Genomic DNA, 21,786 nt, shown 5'->3' with positions numbered 1-21,786 from the left:
GCAGGCCCCATGTGGGAGCGGGCTTGCTCGCGAAGACAGAGTGTCAGCCAATGAATAGGTTCTGATACACCGCCTTCGCGAGCAAGCCCGCTCCCACATTTGATCCCCTGCATCTTCAGCAATGGGCGCCAGCATGCTCAATCCGGTGAAACAGCCGGTTGAAGTACACCAGGCTGTCGCCCTGCCCCCGCACCCCAACCCGCGACAATTCCACGAACATCACCGAATGCGACCCTACCTCCTTGCACTCACTGATACGCCCTTCCAGCTGCACCAGCGCATCCCGCAGCACCGGCACCCCCGCCTCGCCTCCGTCCCACAGGTCCCAGGCAAACCGCTCCGCCATGGGCACCTGGGTCATCCCGGCAAAGTGCCGCGCCAGCTCTTCCTGCTCCCCGCACAGCACGTTCACGCACAGCTGCCCATTGGTACGGAACACATCATGGGTCGCACTCCCGCGGTTCACGCACACCAACACCGTGGGTGGCGAATCCGTCACCGAGCACACCGCACTCGCCGTGATCCCGCAACGCCCGCCCGGGCCGTTGGTGGTGATGATGTTCACCGCGGCCGGCAGTTGCGCCATGGCGTTGCGAAAGTCGATTTGCTGCTGGCTCAGGTCGGCCATGTCGGTGCCCCTTTACGGTCCGTGGGTGATGCCACAACACTAAGACGCCCCGTGCGGCGCGACCATTCAGACGATCCCCATGCCGACTAGGTGGTTTCTTTATCGTCAGGGCCGTTCACACTGGGTATTCTGCTGGCAAGGCTCCACAGATGAGCCAATGTCCGCCGCAGCGTGCCCGCGTGCGAAAACAATAATTAGAAATTCTCGTGGCAGTCCCTGATGGAAATTCGCACACCGATTGTTTACATCGTTGATGACGACAAAGACCTGCGTACCTCGCTGGCCTGGCTGCTGGAGTCGGTCAGCGTAAAGGCCCAATGTTTCGCCGGGGCCGAAGAGTTCCTTGCGCATTACGACCCGCGCCAGCCCGCCTGCCTGGTGCTGGACGTGCGCATGCCGCAGACCAGCGGCTTCCAGTTGCAGGAGATCCTCAACCGGCGCGGCAGCACCTTGCCGACCATCTTCGTGTCGGCCCACGGCGACATACCGATGTCGGTCACCGCAATGAAAAACGGCGCGCTGGATTTCGTCGAGAAGCCCTACAACCCGCAACAGATGATCGACCGCATCCAGGCCGCGCTGAAGACCGCTGTACAGGCCCAGGCCGACCAGGAACAGCGCGAGCACCTGCAAGGCAAGCTGGCGCTGCTGACGAGTCGGGAGCGAGAAGTGTTGATGCTGGTGGTGGACGGCAAGGCGAGCAAGGTGATTGCCCGCGAGCTGAACATCAGCGTGAAGACCGTTGACGTGCACCGCACCAAGATCAAGGAAAAGATGGGCGTGACCAGCATCGCCATGCTGGTCCGCGAGGTGCTGTATCCCTAGGGCGCGATGATTGAATGTGGGAGCTGTCGAGCCTTGGCGAGGCTGCGATGGGGTCGCGGCGGTGTACCTGTCAGACCGAGTGGCCTGCATCGCGGGCAAGCCCGGCTCCCACAGGAAAATGCATTCCAGGTTCGGGAGCGGCACCATCAATGATGGCTATAGCGCTTGCGGTACTCGCCCGGTGACACGCCAAAGCGCGACTTGAACGCCGATGAGAAGTAGCTGGAGTCGGAGAAGCCCCAGGCATAACAGAGTGCCGACAGCTTCTGCTCCGCCGGCGAATGGCGCAGGGTTTCGGCGCAGAAATCCAGGCGTCGGTGCTTGATGTATTGCGCCACCACCAGCCCGCGTTTGGAAAACATCCGGTACAGCCCGCGCACCGACACCCCGACTTCCCGGGCGATCAGCTCGGGGCAGAGTTCTTCGGCGCCGATGTGCGCATCGATGTAGGCGATGGTCTTGCGAAACTGCCGTTCCTGGGTGTCCACGCCGTTGTCCCGGGCGCTGATCCCCGGCAGCAGCAGGCTGACCAATGCATCCAGCACGGCTTCGCTTTCCTGCATGCCCAGGTCGTTTTGCTGGCGGGTGTCGAGCACCATCTGGCTGGCCATCAGCGCCAACGGCGTGCGCGCCGAGATCCGCGTCGCGCAGTTGACCGCCGTGAAGTGCGAACCGCGCTCCACCACCTGGCGCGGCAGGATCAGCGACAATTGCCGGGAGTTGTCGTGGTAGGTCATGTCACTGGGGCGGCAGGCGTCGATCAGGGCGATGTCACCGCAGCCCAGTTGCGCACGGTTGTCGCCCTGTTCCAGCTGTGCGCTGCCCTGCAACTGGAACACCGCGTAGTAGTGCCCTTCATTGCCCGTACTGACTTCCTTGCTGCTGCGATACAGATGCACCTGGGCCATATCGACCACGCTGAGCTTGATCGCGCCGCTGCGAAACTCGCTCAACTCCCCATAAAACCCCGCGCCCAGGGCCCTGGCATCGAAGCGTCCACAGGCCTGGTTAACCTGCTGTAACCAACGCTCGAACGATTCGTTACGTTGCACCGTTGAACTCATCATGACCGCAAGGCCTCACATTTTTTATTTTTTTGGTCCCAGCAATCTTACGGGTAGCGCCGATCAAATATCCAATACCAGACGAGCGGATACCGCCCGGGAAACACACGCACAAATCTGCCGGTTGGCGGCCTTCTCCTTGGTCGACAGGCAATTGTCACGGTGCTCGGGCACGCCTTCCAGCACCTCGACAATGCAGGTGCCGCAGAGGCCTTCGCGGCACTCGGTGTCGATGTCGCAACCGTGGGCCTGCAATACGTCCACCAGGCTGGTATTCGCCGGTACTTGCAGCACCACGCCGGAGCTGGCCAGCTCCACCTCGAAACCACCGCTGGGCCCGACATTCACCGCTGGGTCGGCCTGGAAGTGCTCCAGGTGGATCGCTTCCTCGGGACGGCTGCGGGCCGCCACTTCCACCACCTTGTGCATGAACGGCGCGGGGCCGCAGGTGTAGACGTGGGCAGCCGCGCCCGCCTGGTCCAGGCAGGCGCTCAAGGCCGCATCCAGCGCGCCCGGCTCGACGCCATAGTGAAACTGCACATGCTCGCCGAATGTATCGGCCAACAGCTGGGTAAACGCCGCGTACTGCGCCGAACGTGCAAAATAGTGCAGGCGCCACGGCTGGCCGCTGTCGGCCAGTCGATAGGCCATGCTCAACAGCGGCGTCACCCCGATACCGGCGGCAAACAGCGCATGGGCCGGCGCCTCCGGGTCGAGGCGGAACAGGTTGCGCGGCGCGCCCATCTCCAGTTCCATGCCCTCCCGCACCTGCTCATGCAGGGCCAGGGAGCCGCCACGGGATTGCGCCTCTTTCTTCACCGCCACCAGGTACGCGCGGCCATCGTGGGGCGGGCTGCACAGCGAATACTGGCGGGTGACGCCGGTTGGCCCGGTAAGGTCCACATGGGCCCCGGGCTCATAACTGTCGAGGGGCTGGCCGTCACTGCGCACGAGGCGAAAGGAACGGATATCCAGCGCTTCATCGACGATGCGTTCGATCTTCACCTTCATCATTGCAGCACCTGAATCCTGTTGTTTCGGTTGAACGCTAACCTGTGGCGAGGGAGCTTGCTCCCGCTGGACTGCGCAGCAGGCCCACTCTCTTCGGCGATGACTAGCGCATGAACAGCCCGCCGTTGATGTCCCAGCACGCGCCCGTGATCGAGGCGGCGTGGTCGGCGATCAACAGCAGCACAGTGTCGGCGATGGTGTGCGGGTCGCCGAGGGTGCCCGTCGGGATAATCTTGAGGATCTGCTCCAGGCGCTCCGGCGCCACGGTTTCGCGCACTACCGGCAAATCAAGCGGGCCTGGCGAAATGCTGTTGACCGTCACGCCCCGGGGCGCCAGTTCACGGGCGAAGACCTTGGTCAGCGTAGCCACGCCGCCCTTGGCTGCGGCGTAATGCGCGCCAGTGGCAGTTCCGCCGTTTTGCCCGGCGAGGGAGGCGATATTGACGATGCGGCCGAACCCTCGTTCGGCGAAATGCGCACCAAACACCTGGCAGGCCACGAACGTGCCCCGCAGGTTGATCGCCATCGATTCGTCGAATTCCTCGGGTGTGATGTCCATCAGCGCCGCAACTTTCGACACCCCGGCGTTGTTCACCAGGATATCGGTGCCGCCCCAGCGCTCGCTGAGCAGGTCCCGGGCGCGAATAAAATCGGCCTTGTTGCGCACATCCAGCTCGATGGCGACGGCGGTTTCGCCGCGGTTGTCGAGTTCAGAGGCCAGGCGCTGCACGCCGTCCAGGTGCACATCCGCCAGGCCCACGCGGTAGCCTGCGGCGTGCAGGCGCCGGGCGATGCATTCGCCGAGGCCACGGGAGGCGCCGGTTACAAGCGCGATTCGGTTCATCAGGATGTCCTCATCTCAACTGTGGGAGCGGGCTTGCTCGCGAATGCGGTGTGTCAGTCAATGCATGTGGCGACTGATCCACCGCATTCGCGAGCAAGCCCGCTCCCACATTGGTTTTGTGTCGTTGTTTGAATCGTGCTTACAACAGAAAGCCGAGCGCACTCAGGCTGTCGGTGGAATTGATCAGCCGCACCACCTTGCGCTCCAGGGTCGCGACCCCGGCGCTGAACCGGATGCGGTAATTCAGGTCGGCCACGAACGGCGTGTGCACCCCGCGCTTGTAGGCATAGAGCAGCTGCGCACAGTTAACCTCCACCACCTCGCCCGCCGCTTCCACCAGGGTGAATCGCGAGACACTGCGCACGGTTTTCGCCGCATCCACCGCTGACGGTGAATACCCCGCCGTCAGCCGTTCGATGCGCAGGTCACGCATGCGCGCATCGTCATAGGCGTAGTTGAGGTTGGCTTCAAAATCCTCGGTGTCCGGGTCGATCGGCACGACGTAGCGCCCGCTCTCGCTCCACAACGCGGCCCATTGCACGTAGTCCTTGTGGTCCAGCAGTTCGGCTTCACGCCAGATGAATTCGATGGCCTGGGCCAGCGGTGCGGTAAAACCAGTCAGGGTGTTCATTGGCTCATCATCCTTTTCCACATGTCATAGGCCCCGCGCATGCCGCCTTCATCAGTGGCGTGGGATACCTTGTCGCCGTTGTCGGCCAGCACTTCGCGGTTCAGGCCACGGTTGACCAGGATCGGTGCGTCCACGCCGGCATACGAGCCGCGTTGCACCCGGTCCCAGGCTTCGGCGTCGTCGGGGCTACCAAAGCCGAACGGGCCCTGGAAGTGTTCGTGGATGCGCAGGCGCTCGCGGTTGGCAACCTGTGGGCCGCCCTCCATGCCCAGGGCGACGTGGCGGATTTCGGTCTCGGTGACCGACACCGGGCGCAGCACCCGGAAGAACGACATCGACATGGCGACATTGGGAAACAGGTTGAGGTTGAACCCGGCGCCGTGCAGCGAGCGCACGATGCGTCGCACCTGGGCCGGCTCCATGGTTTTCGACAGTTCTTCGGTGACGTGGGCGAAACGCTCCTGCAACTGCTCGGTACCGTCGTCGTGGTCCAGGTCGACATGCTCGGGCACCATCACCATCACACTGTGGCCATTGCCCAGGGAATGGGTGACGGCCTGCTCGTCGGTCATGAACGAGAGCATTTCCGAGGTCTCGGCGTCCACCGACGACATGAACGACTTGTGCACGATCGGGAAGTGGTAGCCGTCGGTGGTGTTTTCCAGCTGGATCTTCCAGTTGCCCTTGAAGCTGAACTTGTGTTCGCCCTGGGTCTTGATCGGGTAGCCGGCGCCCTGCTTCATGAACAGGTCCATCCAGTGTTTGGCGCCGCCGAGAAAGTCGGCCAACGGTTCGATATCGTCGTTGTAGCTGGCGAATACCATCCCGGCGTAGCTGTCCACCCGCAGGCTGGTCAGGGGTAACTCGGACTTTTCCAGGATGCCTTCGTAGCCGTCCGGGTAAGGCAGCGCCCGCAGCTTGCCGTCCAAACCATAGGACCAGCTGTGATACGGGCAGGTGAAGCCGGTGGCGTTGCCCTTGTGCTTCTCGCAAACCGTGGCGCCACGGTGGCGGCAGCGGTTTTCCAGCACGTTGATCGCGCCTTTCTTGTCGCGCACCACAATCACCGGGCGCCGGCCAATGGTCGCGGTCTTGAAGTCGCCGCTGTTGCGCACTTCGCTTTCATGGGCGACCCAGACCCAGGTGCGGTAGAAGATCTTTTCCAGTTCGGCCTCGAACAGCGCCGGGTCGTTGTACAGCGAGACGTCGACGCGATCGTGCTTGACCAACTCGTCGAGGCTTTTCGATTTGGCAATCAGCCGGTATTCATGGGTACTCATGGAGCCCTCCTCAAGGCGTTGTTCTTATTGGCGAGCCGTGATGCTCTGCTGCAGTTGTGCGCCGAGGGCACACACCCATTCGTCCTGGCCCTTACGGCCGACAATCTGTAGCCCCACCTTCAGCCCGCTGTCGGCCAGGGTCACCGGCACCGTCAACGCCGGGTGGCCGCTGAGGTTGAATGGCCGCACCAATGGCGTCATGCGGGCCACGGCCTGGCTGCCGTTGCGGGCTTCGGCCAGGGTCGGCGGCAGGTCTGGCATCGTCGGCAGCAGCAACACGGAGAATTCTTCGAGCGCGGCGTCCACCTGATGACTGAAGCGGGTGCGCACGACTTCGGCTTCGGCCAAATCAGCAGCGCTGGTGCGGCTGGCAGCCAACAAGCGTTGTTCGACATCCGCACCGATCAGGCCCTTGCCGGTGAGGTGACCGAAGGCTGCCCAGTTTTCGACGTTAATCACCGTAAGGCCGGCGCCGAACGCCGTGTCAAAGTCGTCCAGATGCAGACGCTGCTGACGCCAGCCGGCCGCGTCGACGGCAGCCATCAGGCTCGCCTTCAGCCATGGCTCACAGGCCACATCCAGAAAGCCCACCGGCACGCTGCCGGGCGGCGCCGCCTGTGCCTGGAAACCCGGGCAAATCACCTGCATCGCGGCAATCAGGTCCTGCATGTTCGCGGCAAACGGCCCGACGCAATCGAGGCTGGATACCGCCGGTTGCGCGCCAATGCGGCTGACTCGGCCATAGGTCGGTTTCAACCCGGCAATCCCGCAGCACGCCGCCGGCACCCGCACCGAGCCGCCGGTGTCGGTACCAATGGCGATATCCGCCAGGCCCGCCGCAACCGCCGCGGCCGAACCGCTGGAGGAGCCGCCCGGCACGCGGTCTGGCGCCTGGGGATTGACGGGCGTACCGCTCCAGTCGTTGACGCCGGTGACGCCAAATGCCAATTCATGCAGGCTGGTCTTGCCGACGATCTGCCAGCCGGCATCCAGGACCGCCTGCACCACGTGCGCATGCCGCGTCGCCGGCGGAGCATCGGCAAAGGCACGACTGCCCGAGCGGGTCGGATACCCGGCGATGTCGATGGAATCCTTGATGGCCACGCGTCGGCCGCTGCCACCGAGTAAAAATTCGCTGACGAAGGTACTCATGGGTTCACCCCCAACATGCTATTGAACAGGCGCTGCGTACGGAAATGCGCGATCAGCCAGGTGCCGTCGACACGGCGAAAATCGATGGTCAGCCGCGTGCCGAACAACTCGCTGCGCTGGTCGGCGTAGGTGGAAATCTGTTGCATGATCCACTGCCCTGCAGCCGCGCTGCCGTCTACCTGGATCGACTCACTGGTGAGGTAATGCAGGTTCAGCGCAAAGTGTTCCGACGGTGGCAGGTAGCTGCCGACAAACGCCGCCACCGCGTCGCGCCCCCGATGCTGGCCGAAGGTCTGCGCGGTACTTGTGCCAATGCCTTCCCACACCGCATCCACGGTGAACAACTCGGCCAACTCGCGAACGTTGGTCGCCGCCCGGGGCACGTCGCACAGGTCCATGTAGCGCGCCATCAAGCGCCTTACCTGGCTCTCCCCTTCAAGGGTTTCAACACGCTGCAACAGGTCCATGGCTCACACCCTGGCCGCTTCGGGAATGGTCAGCGGGCGGCCGATCCGTGCTTCGACCTTGGCGTAGCGCCACAGGCTGTATTCACCCACCGGCGTGGTACGGAACAGGTTGCAGGCGTCGATCACCGACTGGTGGCAGTCGACGTCGGCCATGATGTAGACGGTCCACGGCGAGGTGGTCGACGGGCCGACCATCAAGCGGTCGTCATCCATCGCCCCCAGCACGTTGATGCCCGGCATGGCGCCGAGGTCGCCCATCATCTGGCTGAAGCCTTTCCACACGCTCAGGCCTTCGCCGGTAGGCAGGTCGAAAAAGTTCTGGGTGATGCCGATGCAGAAGACGACGCGCAGCGGTTCTTGAGTGGCTTGGGACATGGGTTGATCCTTGAAAGTCAGATGTAGCCAGGAAATGGAGGAACGCCGAGGAACACCGAGCCCGCGCCGTCGTACAGGCCTTCGCTGAGGAAGGCGTGCTGGGTCACCACCATGGCGTCGCGCAGGTAGCGTTGCAGCGGGTGGCGCAGGTAGATCGCGGTGGTGCCCGCCAGGCTGTAGGCGCTTTGCACCACGGCGGCGCCGGCCTGGGACACGTGAATGGCGGTCAGGCGCAGCAGGCTGGTTTGCTCGGCCGTGACCGGGTTGCCGGCGAGGATCGAGTTCCACACTTGTTCGGTGGCGCCGTAGAAAAAGCCCCGAGCGGCGCTCAGCCGGGCTTCGGCCTTGGCGATTTCGATGCGCACGTAGGCGCGGTCCGCCAGTTTCGGCGCGCCGGTGATGCCGCTGCCGCTGGCCATGGCGCTGATTTCATCGAGGGCCGCGCGGGCCAGGCCGAGGTTGACCACCGCCAGCACCTGGGCGGCGTAGGCAATCGAGGGATAACGAAACAGCGGCTCGTCGATGGTGGCGGCGCCGCCACGGATGAAGGTCCAGCGCTCGTCGATGTATTGGTCGGTAACTCGCAGGTCATGGCTGCCCGTGCCCTTGAGGCCGACCACGTCCCAGTTTTCGATGATTTCAACCTGGCCGGGCTTGAACACGGCAGTGCGTGGCTTGCCGCCCGCCGCACCGATGCCCACGCCCAGCAGGTCGGCGCCTTTGCAGCCGCTGGCAAACTTCCAGGTGCCGTTGACCTGCCAGCCGCCCTCGACGGTTTCCGCCGGCTGCAACGGGAACAGGCCACCGGCAAACACCAGATCGGGGCTGTCGGCATACAGTTCGGCGAGGGTTTCCTGGGGCAAGGCCGCAAGATAGACGCCGGCGCTGCCGAAGCTGGCGACCCAGCCGGCGGAGCCATCGGCTTCGGATATGCGCTCGATCATCTGCAAGAACGTTGCGGGGGCCAGGGCATCGCCGCCGAAACAACGGGGCGTGGCCGCCCGGTAGATGCCCACCTGCTTGAAGCGTTCGATCATGTCCCGTGGCACGTGGGAGCCGGCGTCGAACTCGTCGCGGCGCTGGCGCACTTCATCGAGCACCTGCTGGAACAGCGTGGGCTGCACGTCGGGTAAAGCGTCTGGTTGCACGAGGGCCGAACGCAGCATGGGCTTTCTCCGTTGTAGTTGTTATGGACGCCGTGTCGGGCGTTGATAGGTCCAGTGTAAAAAGCCCGACCACCGTCAACTATTGGGGCGTGCAGCCCACCGGCTAAAGAAATCCCCTAGTGCGCCCCCGATTACTTCTGAGCGTGCCCCCGGATGCAAACCGGTATAACTTGCCACCGTAGTCGTCCCCTCCACCGCCAAGGGCTACGCGATGTACCTACCCAATAACAATGATTTCCACACCCTGATCGAAGCCATGCCGATCTGCACCATCCTTCACGATGCGCAGAGCAAGGACATCCTCTGGGCCAACACCGCGGCGCTGTCGGCGCTGGGGTTTACCCTGGAAGAACTGATCCCGCTCAAGGCCCCGGACATGACCCGGGACGCACCGAAGTACAAGCGCTCCATCGGCCTGCGTTGGCTTGAGCGCGCGGCCCGCAGTGGCCAGCGCACCATCGAGTGGTGTTATCGCTCCAAGGCCGGGGTGGAGATTCTTTCGGAAGCGGTCGCGACGCTGGTGCACCTGGACGGGCGCGACGTGCTGATGGTGCAGTTCCGTGATATTTCCCGGGAAGACAAGGTGAAGCGGGACCTGATCCGCGCCGAGGAAGCCCGGCGTGTCAGTGAACAGCAGCTTGAATACCTGGCCCGATACAACGCCATGGGCGAGATGGCGGTGGCGATTGCTCATGAGTTGAGCCAGCCACTGGCGGCCACGCGCAATTTTATCGAGGGGGTTTTGATTCGTCTGGGCGATACCCACAGTGCCGACCAGGGGGTGAACTGGGGGCTGCAAAGTGCCGTGCGGCAGGTCGAGCATGCGTCAACGATCATCAAGAGTGTGCGTGATTATGTGGTCAAGCTGGAGCAGAGCGCGGAGTGGGTGGACCTCAATGAGTTGCTGCAGGAAACCCGATATTTCATCAGCCTGCGGGCCGAGCCGAGTCAGGTGCGGCTGGAGATCGTCCCGAGCGCGCAACCGCTGATGGTGCAGTGCGAGAGGGTGCTGATTGGGCAGGTGATTCTGAACCTGGCGTTCAATGCCATTGAAGAGATGAGTGAGCTGCCCGTGGAGCGTCGGGTGCTGCGGTTGCATGCCTGCCGGGATGGAAACGTGGCGCGGTTGAGTGTCGAGGATTGTGGGCGCGGGATTCAGGCCGTGGCGCGGGAGAAAATCTTTGACGGGTTCTTTTCGTCGAAGGTGGGTGGTAACGGGATTGGGCTGGCGTTGTGCAAGAACATCATTGGTCGGCATCAGGGGGATATCTGGGCGCAGAATCTGGAGCCGTGTGGGGCGGTGTTCAGTTTTTCGTTGCCTTTGATGGGGCCGTGAGATTGGGGCATTTGCGAAGCGGCTTTTCTGTAGGAGCCGGCTTGCCGGCGAAAAATGTGAGGTCGCCGCGTTTATTCAGGATGCCAACGTCATCGTTAACGACCATCGCCGGCAAGCCAGCGCCTACAGGGCTGTTCAAAAGTGAGCCGCTGCAAGAGCGGAACCCGTTTCTGCCATAACAAAAATAACGGATATACACCCTACCCCAAACCATTGGCACAGACACACAACCACTTGGCAGACACAACAATTCTTGCAATCGCCCCACAAGGCAGAATCCACTTGCAAGAATCTGCCAAAGCACCCGCGATTAGCAAAACACAATAATTCAGGGAGTGCCCCTAATGCGAAGCAACAGGATCAACGTACAGTCAGCGCTGGGTCTGGGCCTGCTTGTACTCGGCTTGAACAGCGCCCAGGCGGATTTACCGCCAGACACCATCGGCCAGACCACCCTGGCCTTTCCACCGGAAGCCCACCGCGCATTCGTGGTAGACGTCGAATTCGAAAGCTTCGTGGTCGGCCGCGTCACCGTGGTAGATCCCGACAAGAAGCGCGTCCTCGGCATGGTCCCCACCGGCTTCGCCGCGCCCTCGGCCCTGAGCCACGACCAGAAGACCCTGTACAGCGCCGACATCTACTATTCTCGCGGCACCCGGGGCGATCGCACCGATGTGCTCACCGCCTGGGACAGCTCCAGCCTGTCGCCCGCCTGGGAAGTGCTGATCCCGAACAAACGCGCCGAATCCCTGACCCAGCGCTATGGCCTGAAGACCAGCGGCGATGACCGCTTCGTCTACGTCTACAACTTCACACCCTCCACCTCGGTGACCGTGGTCGACACCCAGTCCCGCTCCGTCACCGCCGAAATCGCGATCCCGGGCTGCGTACTCAATTACCCGGTCGGCACTCGCCGCTTCGCCTCCCTGTGCGGTGACGGCAGCCTGCAAGTGGTGACGCTGAACGAGCAGGGCCAGGAAACCTCGCGCAACCGCACGCACTTCTTCGACCCCAACGCCGAGAAGCTCAACGAACGCGCGGTGAACGTGGGCGACACCTACTACTTCACCACCACCACCGGCACCATCCGCCCGGTAGATTTCTCCGGCGATGAGCCGAAAATCCTGCCGTCCTGGTCACTCACCACCGACGCGGAAAAGAAAACCGGCTGGGCCCCGGGTGGCTGGCAGTTGATGGCCGTGGCACCGAAACTCAACCGCATGTACGTGCTGATGCACGACAACCACGAGCCGATGAAGTGGGAAGACCCGAGCACCATCATCTGGGCCTACGACCTCAAGACCATGAAGAAGATAGCCACCCTGGAAGCCCCGACCCCGGTCTGGAGCATGCAGGCCACCGGCGACGACAAGCCCCTGTTGCTGGGCGCCGACGTCGAAGGCGGCTTGCAGATCTTCGACCTCAAGACCAACAAACTCACCGGTAGCATGGCCAAGGTAGCGAAGACCGCAACCCAGATCATGAGCTACTAAAGAGGTTCGGCCATGCATATCGACCCGATCTTCATCATTGCCAGCGCCCTCGCCATCGCGGTGTTGCTGGCCAGTGCCGCGACCCACAAGTTGCGCGCACCGGCACGCTTCGCCCGGCAACTGGCCGATTACCAGTTGCTGCCAGAGGCAGTGACTCGCCCCGCCGCCCGGGTAATCCCGGTGCTGGAACTGGTGATTGCCTTTGCCCTGCTGGTGCCGGCCAGCCGTTCCTGGGCCGCCCTCGGCGCCGCCGGCCTGATTGCGCTGTACGCCGCCGCCATTGGCATCAACCTGTGGCGCGGCCGCCGGGACATCGACTGCGGCTGCGCAGGCCCCGACCAGGCGCAGCCGTTGCGGCCAATCCTGCTGTTGCGCAACGGCGCACTGGTGGCCGTGGCCCTGCTGGCCAGCGTGCTGCCGATTGCCCGTGACCTGGGTTTTTTCGACGGCTTCGTCACCGTCGCCGCCAGCGCCGTCGCGCTGCTGATTTACGCCGCAGCCGATGGCCTGCTGGCGAACTCCCCTCTTCTGCTCAAACTGATTGGTAGGTGATCAATGGAAGGCCTTATTGTTTCCAACGTACTGCTGTGGGTACTGCTGCTGGCGCTGGCGTTTGCCGTGATGGGCCTGGTGCGCCAGATTGGTGTGCTGCACGGGCGCATCGCCCCGGCCGGCGCACTGATGGTCGACAAGGGCGTGGCGGTGAATGAGCCGGCCCCGCAAGTCACCGCTTCCGACCGTAAAGGCCGCCCGGTGAACTTCGGCTATGCCGGTGAGAAGAACCAGTTGCTGTTCTTCCTCTCGCCCACCTGCCCGATCTGCAAATCCCTGTTGCCGGCGATCAAGTCCATCGCCAGGGAACAGGCTGACCGACTCGACGTGGTGTTTATCAGCGACGGCGACATGGAAGCCCAGCACGCGCTGATCACCGAACACAAGCTGGACGACGTCACCTACGTGGTCGGCCCGGAAGTCGGCATGACCTACCAGATCGGCAAGCTGCCGTATGCCGCGCTGATCGACAAGAGCGGCACCTTGCGCGCCAAGGGCCTGGTCAATTCCCGCGAGCACCTGGACAGCCTGTTCGAAGTCGAACACCTGAAAAGCGCGACGCTGCAGGAATACCTCAACAGCCAGCCGCAGCCCCACGACCACAGCCACGGCCATAGCCACTGATTAAGGCAGGGAGACTCTCATGAAATTGCTGGATCTGTTATTCGAGCGCTCGACCCGTCGCCTGGCCGACACCACGTCGCGACGCAAACTGTTGGCCCGTATGGGTTCGCTGATGGTCGCAGGCGCCGCGTTGCCCCTGCTGCTGCCCCTGGACCGCACCAGCAAGGCGCTGGCTGCCGATAACCCGAAAGCCGGTGACCCGGGCGACCCGAACAGTTGCGACTACTGGCGCTACTGCTCCATCGACGGTTTCCTGTGCAGTTGCTGTGGCGGCTCGGTGACCTCCTGCCCACCGGGCACCGAGGCGTCCCAGGTGACCTGGATCGGCACCTGCCGCAACCCGGCGGATGGCAAGGACTACATCATTTCCTATAACGACTGCTGCGGTAAGCAAAGCTGCGCCCAGTGCGCGTGCACGCGTAACGACAGTGAGGAACCGGCATACCGGCCGTTCAACAACAACGATGTGAACTGGTGCCTGGCGGCCAAATCCCACATCTACCACTGCACGGTCTCGATCATTCGCGGCGTCGCGGTTTAACTCACCCTTGTGGCGAGGGAGTTTGCTCCCGTTGGAGTGCGAAGCGCTCCCAAAGATCTTGGGGCCGCAGCACAGCCCAACGGGAGCAAGCGCCCTCGCCACAGGTCAGTGCAAGAGGCTTGTCATGCGTACGTTGTTTTTGCTGAGCTTGATGTGTGTCTTCGCCACCCCGCTCGCCCAGGCTCGGGCCATTCCCAATCCAAACCAGAAGCACGCACCGGGCAATGAGTCGCCGCAAACGCCGATCGCCCAGGCCGGGTACAGCGTGGCGACCAACTATCAGCTGCAGTGTGCCGGCTGCCATCTGGGCAGCGGCATGGGCTCGGCGGCAAACGACACACCGAGGATGACCGGGTTTGTCGGCAACTTTCTGAAGGTGCCAGGCGGGCGGGAGTTTTTGGTACGGGTGCCGGGGATGTCGCAGTCGGCGCTGAACGATGGGCAACTGGCGGATTTGCTGAACTGGCTGATGCGCCCGGACGGGATGGCGGGCGAGAGTACGCCGGTGGATTACAAGCCCTATAGCGCCGAGGAAGTCACTGAATTGCGGCACAAAGCTATGCTCAATCTGCCGGGCACAAGGGCGGGGTTGATCAAGGAGATGCGGGCGCAAGGGATTGCGATTGAAGACGGAATGCCCAACTGAACGAAACGCGATCCAAATGTGGGAGCGGGCTTGCTCGCGAATGCGGTGTGTCAGTCACCCAATGCATCAACTGAACCACCGCATTCGCGAGCAAGCCCGCTCCCACATTTTTGATCGGCGTATCCCCTGATCAGGCGTGTTGTTTGCGGTACTCACCCGGCGCAATGCCGAACCGTGACTTGAACGCCGTCGAAAAATAACTCGAATCCGAAAACCCCCACGAGTACCCCAGCACCGAAAGCTTTTCCTCCACCCTGGATTGGCGCAGGGATTCAGCACACAAATCCAGCCGTCGGTTCTTGATGTACCGCGCCACCACCAGGCCCTTGCGGGCAAAGATCCGGTACAGCCCGCGCACCGACATCCCCACCTCCCGCGCCAGCCACTCGGGGCACAGCTCTTCGGAGCGAATGTGCTGGTCAATGCACTCCAGCGTCTTGCGGAACACTCGCTCATGGGCGTCGCTGCCCTCGCCCGCCTGGCTGATCGCCGGGCGCAGCAGGTTGATGATCGCCTCCAGCGTCGCCTCGCTTTCCTGCAAGGTCAGGTTGTCTTGCCGGGTGGCCTCCAGAATCAGCTGCCGGGACAGCATCGCCATCGGCGACGTCGCCTCGATCCGGTGCCCGCATTTGACCGGGTTGAAACGCAAGGTCTGCTCCACCAGGTACGACGGCAGGATCAACGACAACTGCCGCGAATTCTCGCTGTAGGTGAAGTCGCTGGGGTGCGCCGCATCGATCAGGGTAATGTCGCCGGCGCGCAACAGCGCCTTGCTGTCACCCTGGGCCATGCCGGCCGTGCCGTCGAGCTGGAACACGGCAAAGTACTTGCCGCCCTCGCCCGCCGCGATTTGGCTGGGGGTACGAAACAAGCGAGCCTGGCAGGCGTCGACAAAGCTGAGTTTCAGCGCGCCGCTCTGGTACTCGCGGATCTGCCCGGAAAAACCATCCCCCAGGATCTGCCCATCGAATGCGCCACAGATCTGATTGATCTGATGGATCCATTGGTCGAACCCATCACAGCGCTGTGCAATTGAAGACATCATGTTCAGGCCTCACGCAGGCTTATTTTTATTCTCTACGCCACATCACTCCACCCGTTCTCCTGAACAGCGTCGCTCCTTATTTCAGGCCTCCGAACCGCCGGTAAAAGCTTTCGCCAACGTCCGGCAACGGGCCGTCGGCAGTTTCCAGCGCGCTGTTCAGCCATTCCTCGGCCTTGGCGTAGATCAACCGGTAAATATTGCGGCACAACTGGCGGGCGGCGCGGCCTTCCCAATCGCCGGGAAGCAATTCATCGGGCAATTGCGGGTCGCGCAGCAGCAGTTTGCGGTACTCATGAATAAGCAGGACCCGTGCCAGGAAACAATCCGCAGGCTGTAGCTGTTCCTGCTCGCGAAGCGCTTGCCAGAGCGGTCGGAACAGTTGGATGAACTCGCTGTAATGGGCCGCCAGCTCCTCGATGTTCCAGCTCTCGCGCACCTGCACCCGCAGGGCCTTGGAGGCCAGTACATCCTGGGCGGTGGTTTCGAAGACGATGGTGTCTTCCTGGGCGCCGAGGTCGAGCAAGGTGGCGTTGACGTCGGCGCGGTCGCTGCGTGGGCAGGCCAGCACGGTCGGGGCAATCGCACCAAAACCTTGCCACTCAAGCTCTTCACGCACTTGTTTGCGCTTGTCCTGGGTCAACTGCGTGAGCATCACCAGGCACCATGAACCATCCCATGCCGGCACGCTGGAGCTGTAGACCCGCTTGAAGGCCTTGTCGAAACGCCGACGCCCGGCACCGGTCAGGCTGTAGTAGCTGCGGCGCCCGACTTTTTCGGCGGTCAGCCAGCCTTCCTTGGTCAGGCGGAAGATCGAGGTGCGGATCAGCCGTTCATTGATGCCGATGGGTTCGAGCAACTGGATCAGGCTGCCCAGCCACACCGTCCCGCCGTGGGGTTCGATGGCGTCCCCGTACAAGGTGATGATCAAGGAACTGGCGCGAATCGGCGTCTGCTCCTGGAAGCGGGTAATCAGTTGGTTCAGGGGTGTCAGTGACGACATGGGCGTACCGAGGCAAAAAGAGAAAATATACCGTTTTTAGCGGCGTCGGGATGCAGGCGATTCATCTGCCCTTGGGCCGCAGGCCGCTGTCGCTGATGCGTGGGCGATCAGCTTCCGGTGCGCTCAGGGGGGCGCATTCCTGCATCTGCTCCAGGCAACGCTGAGCCAGGCGCTGGTATTCACGGGTGCCGGTTTGTTTCCAGTGCACCTCTTCATCACTGAGGCTGCGCTTGACGCTGGCCGGCGTGCCCATCACCAACGACTGCTCAGGGCACTCGAAACCGGCCTTGACGAACGCCGCCGCCGAGACGAATGAGCGAGCGCCGATACGGGCGTTGTCCATCACCACCGCATTCATGCCCACCAGCGCATCGGTGCCGATCCGGCAACCGTGCAGCACGGCGCCGTGGCCGATATGGCCGTTGCGCTCGACCACCGTATCGCTGTCCGGGAAGCCGTGCATCACACAGGTGTCCTGCAGGTTGGCGCCTTCTTCGAGGACGATGCGCCCGAAGTCGCCGCGCAAACTCGCCAGCGGCCCTACATAGCAATGGGGGCCGATGATCACGTCGCCGATCAGTACCGCCGAGGGATGGACGTAGGCCGTGGGGTCGACCACCGGGGTCAGGCCGTCGAGGCTGTAGCAAGTCATGGGGATTCCTTTTATGGCGTATTCGCAAAGCGATGCCGATCTTTGCTTATTTTGTATCACATCATTTTTACAAGCACAAAGCCGAAAAAGCGTATCGCTTGAATCATGTGTCGCCGTGGCTTGATATGGTGCCGCTGATAATCAACGTAAAGCCAATAAAATAGGGGATTTATCAGGTATTTACCAACCAGCATAGGGAGCAGTTCATTTTCATCAAACTCAAAACAAGACACACCAAATCAATTTTATCGTTGCATTTATGTATCACGTTGAAGCTATACTCCGGCAAAACCGGCTGACCACGCCGATCCAATAATGAGCCGGCTGACCGCCGAGCGTGCACCGTGAGGGCCTCACGACCATGAACTTCGAACACATCCTGTTTTCCATCGAGGCCGGCGTCGCCCTGCTCAGCCTCAATCGCCCCGACCAGCTCAACAGCTTCAACACGCAGATGCACGGCGAAGTCCAGCAAGCGTTGAAGCAAGTCCAGGAAAACCCCGACGTGCGCGTGCTGCTGCTGACCGGTGAAGGCCGCGGCTTTTGCGCCGGGCAAGACCTCAGCGACCGCAACGTGGCACCCGGCAGCGCGGTGCCGGATCTGGGCGAATCCATCGAGAAGTTCTACAACCCGCTGATCCGCCAACTGCGCGACCTGCCTTTGCCGGTGATCTGCGCGGTCAACGGCGTGGCGGCCGGTGCCGGCGCGAACATCCCGCTGGCCTGCGACCTGGTGCTGGCAGCACGCTCGGCGAACTTCATCCAAGCCTTCTGCAAGATCGGCCTGATCCCCGATTCCGGCGGCACCTGGACCCTGCCGCGCCTGGTGGGCATGGCCCGCGCCAAGGCGCTGGCCCTGCTGGGCAACCGCCTGAGCGCCGAGCAGGCGGAGCAATGGGGCCTGATCTACCGCTGCGTGGACGACGCCGACTTGCGCAACGAAGCCCTGACCCTGGCCCGCCACCTGGCCACGCAACCGACCTACGGCCTGGCGCTGATCAAGCGCAGCCTGAACGCCAGCCTGAGCAACAGTTTTGACCAACAGCTGGAGCTGGAGCGCGACCTGCAACGCCAGGCCGGGCGCAGCGAGGATTACCGCGAAGGCGTCGCCGCCTTCATGGAAAAACGCAGCCCAAGCTTCAAGGGCCGCTGAAAGGAGCGCACCACATGACCAACCATGAAGCCATGAACCTGGCCAACCAGTGCGCCCAGGCCATGTTCAGCCGCGATGCCGCCAGCCAGGCCATGGGCATGCGCCTGCTCTCGGTGGCGCCGGGTTGCGCACGACTGGGCATGAGCGTGCGCGCCGACATGATCCAGGGCCACGGCACCTGCCACGGCGGCTACCTGTTTGCGCTGGCGGACTCGGCATTCGCCCTGGCCTGCAACAGCTACAACGACGCCACCGTGGCGCTCGGCTGCAGCATCGACTACATCGCCCCGGCCCACCTGGGCGACACCTTGAGTGCCGATTGCCGCGAGCAAAGCCGCTCGGGTCGCACCGGCAACTACGACGTCCGTATCGAAAACCAACTGGGCCAGCTGATTGCGCTGTTCCATGGCAAATCCTACAAAGTGCGCGGCACGGTGCTGGCGCAGGAGAATCCGAATGAATGACGCCTTGATCATCGACGCAGTCCGTACCCCGATCGGCCGCTACGCCGGCGCCTTGAGCAGCGTGCGCGCCGACGACCTCGGAGCGGTGCCGCTGCGCGAACTGCTGCGCCGCCACCCGCAAGTGGACTGGAGCAGCGTCGACGATGTGATCTACGGCTGCGCCAACCAGGCCGGCGAAGACAACCGCAACGTGGCGCGCATGTCGGCGCTGCTGGCCGGGCTGCCGGTGAGCGTGCCGGGCACCACCCTCAACCGTTTGTGCGGCTCGGGGCTGGACGCCATCGGCAGCGCGGCCCGGGCGATTCGCTGTGGAGAGGCCGGCTTGATGCTGGTAGGCGGCGTGGAGTCGATGTCCCGTGCGCCGCTGGTAATGGGCAAGGCCGAACAGGCGTTTTCCCGCGATGCGCAGCTATACGACACCACCATTGGCTGGCGCTTCGTCAACCCGCTGATGAAAAAGGCCTACGGGATCGACTCGATGCCGGAGACCGCTGAAAACGTCGCCGAGCAGTTCAATATCTCCCGTGCCGACCAGGACGCGTTTGCCCTGCGCAGCCAGCAACGTGCAGCCGCCGCCCAGGCCAGCGGGCGCCTGGCCAGGGAAATCGTCGCGGTGCAGATCCCCCAGCGCAAAGGCCCGGCCAAGGTGGTGGAACACGACGAACACCCCCGCGGCGACACCACCCTTGAGCAACTGCAGAAACTCGGCACGCCATTCCGCGAGGGTGGCAGCATCACCGCCGGCAATGCATCCGGAGTCAACGACGGCGCCTGCGCCCTGCTGCTGGCCAGCGCGGAAGTTGCCAAGCGTCACGGCCTGGTCGCCCGCGGCCGGGTGGTGGCGATGGCCACCGCCGGCGTGGAACCGCGCATCATGGGCATCGGCCCGGTGCCGGCGACCCGCAAGGTGCTGGAACTGGCCAACCTGAGCCTGGCGGACATGGACGTGATCGAGCTCAACGAAGCCTTCGCCGCCCAGGGCCTGGCGGTGCTGCGCGAGCTGGGCCTGGGGGACAACGACCCACGGGTGAACCCCAACGGCGGCGCCATCGCCCTCGGCCATCCACTGGGGATGAGCGGCGCACGGCTGGTAACTACCGCCCTGCATGAATTGGAGGAACGTGGTGGCCGCTACGCGCTGTGCACCATGTGCATCGGCGTGGGCCAAGGCATCGCGCTGATCATCGAGCGCCTGTCCGACTAAAGATTCGCGATTCCCGGGGAGCCTAGCGGTATCCTTGGGGCATGCACTCAAAGCCCACGGTGTGCGGTGGGCTGATACACAAAAATAATTCGAGTGAACTCATGAACATGCCTATTCCAAACGCCGTGCTTAACCCTGTGCTGGACCCGCTGGAAACCGCCAGCGTCGACGAACTGCGCGCCCATCAACTGGAGCGCCTGCGCTGGAGCCTGCGCCACGCCTACCAGAATGTGCCGCTGTACCGTCAGCGCTTCGACGCGCTGGGGGTGCACCCGGATGACATCAAGTCCCTGGACGACCTGGCCAGGTTCCCGTTCACCACCAAGGGCGACCTGCGGGACAGTTACCCCTACGGCATGTTTGCCGTGCCGATGAACGAGGTGGTGCGCCTGCATGCGTCCAGCGGCACCACCGGCAAGCCGACGGTAGTGGGTTACACCCAGAACGACATCGACACCTGGGCCAACGTGGTGGCCCGCTCGATCCGCGCGGCCGGTGGGCGACGTGGCGACAAGGTGCATATTTCCTATGGCTACGGGCTGTTCACCGGCGGCCTTGGTGCCCACTACGGCGCGGAACGCCTGGGTTGTACGGTGATTCCGATGTCCGGCGGGCAGACGGAAAAACAGGTGCAACTGATCAAGGATTTCCAGCCGGACATCATCATGGTCACGCCCTCGTACATGCTGAACATTGCCGATGAAATCGAGCGCCAGGGCATTGATCCACAGAAGCTGGCGTTGCGACTGGGGATCTTTGGGGCCGAGCCGTGGACTGCCGAGCTGCGCAGTGCAATCGAGGCGCGACTGGGGATTACGGCGCTGGATATTTACGGGCTGTCGGAAATCATGGGGCCTGGGGTGGCCATGGAGTGTGCGGAAACCAAGGATGGCCCGACCATTTGGGAGGATCACTTCTACCCGGAGATCATCGACCCGGTGACGGGTGAGGTGCTGCCGGACGGGCAGATGGGTGAACTGGTGTTTACCTCCTTGAGCAAGGAGGCGCTGCCGATGATTCGCTACCGCACCCGGGATTTGACGCGGTTGCTGCCGGGGACTGCGCGGCCGATGCGGCGGATCGACAAGATCACCGGGCGCAGTGATGACATGTTGATCATTCGCGGGGTTAATGTGTTTCCCACGCAGATCGAGGAGCAGGTGCTTAAAATAAAACAGCTTTCAGAGTGTTATGAGATACATCTGTATCGTAATGGCAACCTGGACAGTGTGGATGTGCATGTGGAGCTCAAGGCTGAGCATCAGCACCTCAATGATGAACAACAGAAAGCCGTCTCCAGCGAACTGAGCAGGCACATCAAGACGTATATCGGGATCAGCTCGCGCATCGTTTTGCAGCCGCTGCATTCGATCAAGCGGTCTGAGGGCAAGGCTTGCCATGTGATGGATCGTCGCCCTAAGGCATGACTGCTGCACCTTTTTGGCCCCGCATTTGCGGGGCTTTTTTTTGCTCGTTTTTTTGGGGTGGGGGTAGAGCACCAGCAAAATCAAAGGCGCACACGGTTCAAATGTGGGAGCGGGCCTGCTCGCGAAGGTCGTTAACGATGACGCGGGCATCCTGATTCAACGCGGCGCACTCAGGTTCTTCGCGAGCAAGCCCGCTCCCACATAAA

24 protein-coding genes are annotated in these 21,786 nt (G+C 62.8%); 11 read left to right on the top strand and 13 right to left on the bottom strand.

Annotation, left to right across the window (positions count from 1 at the left end):
- Nucleotides 1-115 precede the first annotated feature (115 nt).
- The gene (hpaC, locus tag HX801_RS10865; protein WP_003212611.1) at nt 116-628 is read right to left on the bottom strand and encodes a 4-hydroxyphenylacetate 3-monooxygenase, reductase component; all 513 of its coding nucleotides are present in this window, start codon (nt 626-628) and stop codon (nt 116-118) included.
- Nucleotides 629-847: 219 nt separating this feature from the next.
- Between hpaC and HX801_RS10860 the strand changes: the two genes are divergently transcribed.
- Nucleotides 848-1,453, top strand: coding sequence for a response regulator transcription factor (locus HX801_RS10860; protein WP_003212609.1), 606 nt, complete (start codon nt 848-850; stop codon nt 1,451-1,453).
- A gap of 146 nt (nt 1,454-1,599) precedes the next feature.
- On the opposite strand, the gene feaR (HX801_RS10855) is transcribed toward HX801_RS10860, so the two are convergent.
- The 9 genes from feaR (HX801_RS10855) to HX801_RS10815 form a co-directional block, all read right to left on the bottom strand.
- Nucleotides 1,600-2,520: a transcriptional regulator FeaR gene (feaR, locus tag HX801_RS10855; protein WP_023658728.1), complete on the bottom strand. Its 921-nt coding sequence runs from the start codon at nt 2,518-2,520 to the stop codon at nt 1,600-1,602.
- A 60-nt stretch (nt 2,521-2,580) separates the two neighbouring features.
- Nucleotides 2,581-3,531 (bottom strand): PDR/VanB family oxidoreductase, encoded by a 951-nt coding sequence (locus HX801_RS10850; protein ID WP_177022057.1) that lies wholly within the window; start codon nt 3,529-3,531, stop codon nt 2,581-2,583.
- A gap of 100 nt (nt 3,532-3,631) precedes the next feature.
- The gene (locus HX801_RS10845; protein ID WP_003208858.1) at nt 3,632-4,372 is read right to left on the bottom strand and encodes an SDR family NAD(P)-dependent oxidoreductase; all 741 of its coding nucleotides are present in this window, start codon (nt 4,370-4,372) and stop codon (nt 3,632-3,634) included.
- 139 nt (nt 4,373-4,511) lie between these two features.
- The gene (locus HX801_RS10840; RefSeq protein WP_008431075.1) at nt 4,512-5,003 is read right to left on the bottom strand and encodes an aromatic-ring-hydroxylating dioxygenase subunit beta; all 492 of its coding nucleotides are present in this window, start codon (nt 5,001-5,003) and stop codon (nt 4,512-4,514) included.
- Complete coding sequence (locus tag HX801_RS10835) at nt 5,000-6,283, bottom strand: Rieske 2Fe-2S domain-containing protein (RefSeq protein ID WP_003208861.1); 1,284 nt, start codon at nt 6,281-6,283, stop codon at nt 5,000-5,002. Before HX801_RS10835 ends, HX801_RS10840 begins: the two co-directional genes overlap by 4 nt.
- A gap of 24 nt (nt 6,284-6,307) precedes the next feature.
- Complete coding sequence (locus tag HX801_RS10830) at nt 6,308-7,435, bottom strand: amidase (RefSeq protein WP_177022056.1); 1,128 nt, start codon at nt 7,433-7,435, stop codon at nt 6,308-6,310.
- Nucleotides 7,432-7,902, bottom strand: a complete 471-nt coding sequence (locus HX801_RS10825; RefSeq protein WP_008431069.1) for a nuclear transport factor 2 family protein — start codon at nt 7,900-7,902, stop codon at nt 7,432-7,434. The genes HX801_RS10830 and HX801_RS10825 overlap by 4 nt, the downstream gene beginning before the upstream one ends.
- Nucleotides 7,903-7,905: 3 nt before the next feature.
- Nucleotides 7,906-8,277 carry a hypothetical protein gene (locus HX801_RS10820; RefSeq protein ID WP_003208867.1) on the bottom strand — a complete coding sequence of 124 codons (372 nt, stop codon included), beginning with the start codon at nt 8,275-8,277 and terminating at the stop codon, nt 7,906-7,908.
- Nucleotides 8,278-8,294: 17 nt separating this feature from the next.
- On the bottom strand, nt 8,295-9,443 hold the full coding sequence (locus HX801_RS10815) for an acyl-CoA dehydrogenase family protein (protein WP_003208868.1): 1,149 nt from the start codon (nt 9,441-9,443) through the stop codon (nt 8,295-8,297).
- A gap of 211 nt (nt 9,444-9,654) precedes the next feature.
- Between HX801_RS10815 and HX801_RS10810 the strand changes: the two genes are divergently transcribed.
- The 6 genes from HX801_RS10810 to HX801_RS10785 all read left to right on the top strand — a co-directional run bounded on the left by HX801_RS10810 (nt 9,655) and on the right by HX801_RS10785 (nt 14,635).
- The gene (locus HX801_RS10810; RefSeq protein ID WP_177022055.1) at nt 9,655-10,779 is read left to right on the top strand and encodes a sensor histidine kinase; all 1,125 of its coding nucleotides are present in this window, start codon (nt 9,655-9,657) and stop codon (nt 10,777-10,779) included.
- 344 nt (nt 10,780-11,123) lie between these two features.
- Nucleotides 11,124-12,272, top strand: a complete 1,149-nt coding sequence (locus HX801_RS10805) for an amine dehydrogenase large subunit (RefSeq protein ID WP_003208872.1) — start codon at nt 11,124-11,126, stop codon at nt 12,270-12,272.
- A 12-nt stretch (nt 12,273-12,284) separates the two neighbouring features.
- Nucleotides 12,285-12,824 (top strand): MauE/DoxX family redox-associated membrane protein, encoded by a 540-nt coding sequence (locus tag HX801_RS10800; protein WP_003208874.1) that lies wholly within the window; start codon nt 12,285-12,287, stop codon nt 12,822-12,824.
- 3 nt (nt 12,825-12,827) lie between these two features.
- Nucleotides 12,828-13,448 (top strand): methylamine dehydrogenase accessory protein MauD, encoded by a 621-nt coding sequence (mauD, locus tag HX801_RS10795; protein WP_003208875.1) that lies wholly within the window; start codon nt 12,828-12,830, stop codon nt 13,446-13,448.
- A gap of 19 nt (nt 13,449-13,467) precedes the next feature.
- Nucleotides 13,468-13,989 carry a methylamine dehydrogenase light chain gene (locus HX801_RS10790; protein ID WP_003208877.1) on the top strand — a complete coding sequence of 174 codons (522 nt, stop codon included), beginning with the start codon at nt 13,468-13,470 and terminating at the stop codon, nt 13,987-13,989.
- A gap of 124 nt (nt 13,990-14,113) precedes the next feature.
- Nucleotides 14,114-14,635 carry a cytochrome C gene (locus HX801_RS10785; RefSeq protein WP_177022054.1) on the top strand — a complete coding sequence of 174 codons (522 nt, stop codon included), beginning with the start codon at nt 14,114-14,116 and terminating at the stop codon, nt 14,633-14,635.
- 130 nt (nt 14,636-14,765) lie between these two features.
- On the opposite strand, the gene feaR (HX801_RS10780) is transcribed toward HX801_RS10785, so the two are convergent.
- From feaR (HX801_RS10780) to paaY, 3 genes are all read right to left on the bottom strand, one after another.
- Complete coding sequence (gene feaR, locus HX801_RS10780; protein WP_003208881.1) at nt 14,766-15,680, bottom strand: transcriptional regulator FeaR; 915 nt, start codon at nt 15,678-15,680, stop codon at nt 14,766-14,768.
- Between the two features lie 76 nt (nt 15,681-15,756).
- Nucleotides 15,757-16,680 (bottom strand): phenylacetic acid degradation operon negative regulatory protein PaaX, encoded by a 924-nt coding sequence (gene paaX, locus HX801_RS10775; RefSeq protein WP_003208883.1) that lies wholly within the window; start codon nt 16,678-16,680, stop codon nt 15,757-15,759.
- Nucleotides 16,681-16,741: 61 nt separating this feature from the next.
- Entirely contained in the window at nt 16,742-17,332 is a 591-nt protein-coding gene (gene paaY, locus HX801_RS10770; protein ID WP_134326259.1) for a phenylacetic acid degradation protein PaaY, read from the bottom strand.
- A 361-nt stretch (nt 17,333-17,693) separates the two neighbouring features.
- Between paaY and paaG the strand changes: the two genes are divergently transcribed.
- The 4 genes from paaG (at nt 17,694) to paaK (ending at nt 21,580) form a co-directional block, all read left to right on the top strand.
- Complete coding sequence (paaG, locus tag HX801_RS10765) at nt 17,694-18,485, top strand: 2-(1,2-epoxy-1,2-dihydrophenyl)acetyl-CoA isomerase PaaG (RefSeq protein WP_177022053.1); 792 nt, start codon at nt 17,694-17,696, stop codon at nt 18,483-18,485.
- A gap of 14 nt (nt 18,486-18,499) precedes the next feature.
- Nucleotides 18,500-18,949: a hydroxyphenylacetyl-CoA thioesterase PaaI gene (paaI, locus tag HX801_RS10760; protein ID WP_177022052.1), complete on the top strand. Its 450-nt coding sequence runs from the start codon at nt 18,500-18,502 to the stop codon at nt 18,947-18,949.
- Entirely contained in the window at nt 18,942-20,153 is a 1,212-nt protein-coding gene (pcaF, locus tag HX801_RS10755) for a 3-oxoadipyl-CoA thiolase (protein ID WP_177022051.1), read from the top strand. Before paaI ends, pcaF begins: the two co-directional genes overlap by 8 nt.
- 101 nt (nt 20,154-20,254) lie before the next feature.
- A complete protein-coding gene (paaK, locus tag HX801_RS10750; RefSeq protein ID WP_102368711.1) occupies nt 20,255-21,580 on the top strand; it encodes a phenylacetate--CoA ligase PaaK in 1,326 nt (441 codons plus the stop codon).
- Nucleotides 21,581-21,786: the final 206 nt, after the last annotated feature.

The sequence above is a fragment of the Pseudomonas sp. G1002 genome, assembly GCF_013385455.1.
GTDB lineage: Bacteria > Pseudomonadota > Gammaproteobacteria > Pseudomonadales > Pseudomonadaceae > Aquipseudomonas.
Note: the sequence above shows the minus strand (reverse complement) of the source record. Positions and strands in the feature narration are given on the sequence as shown.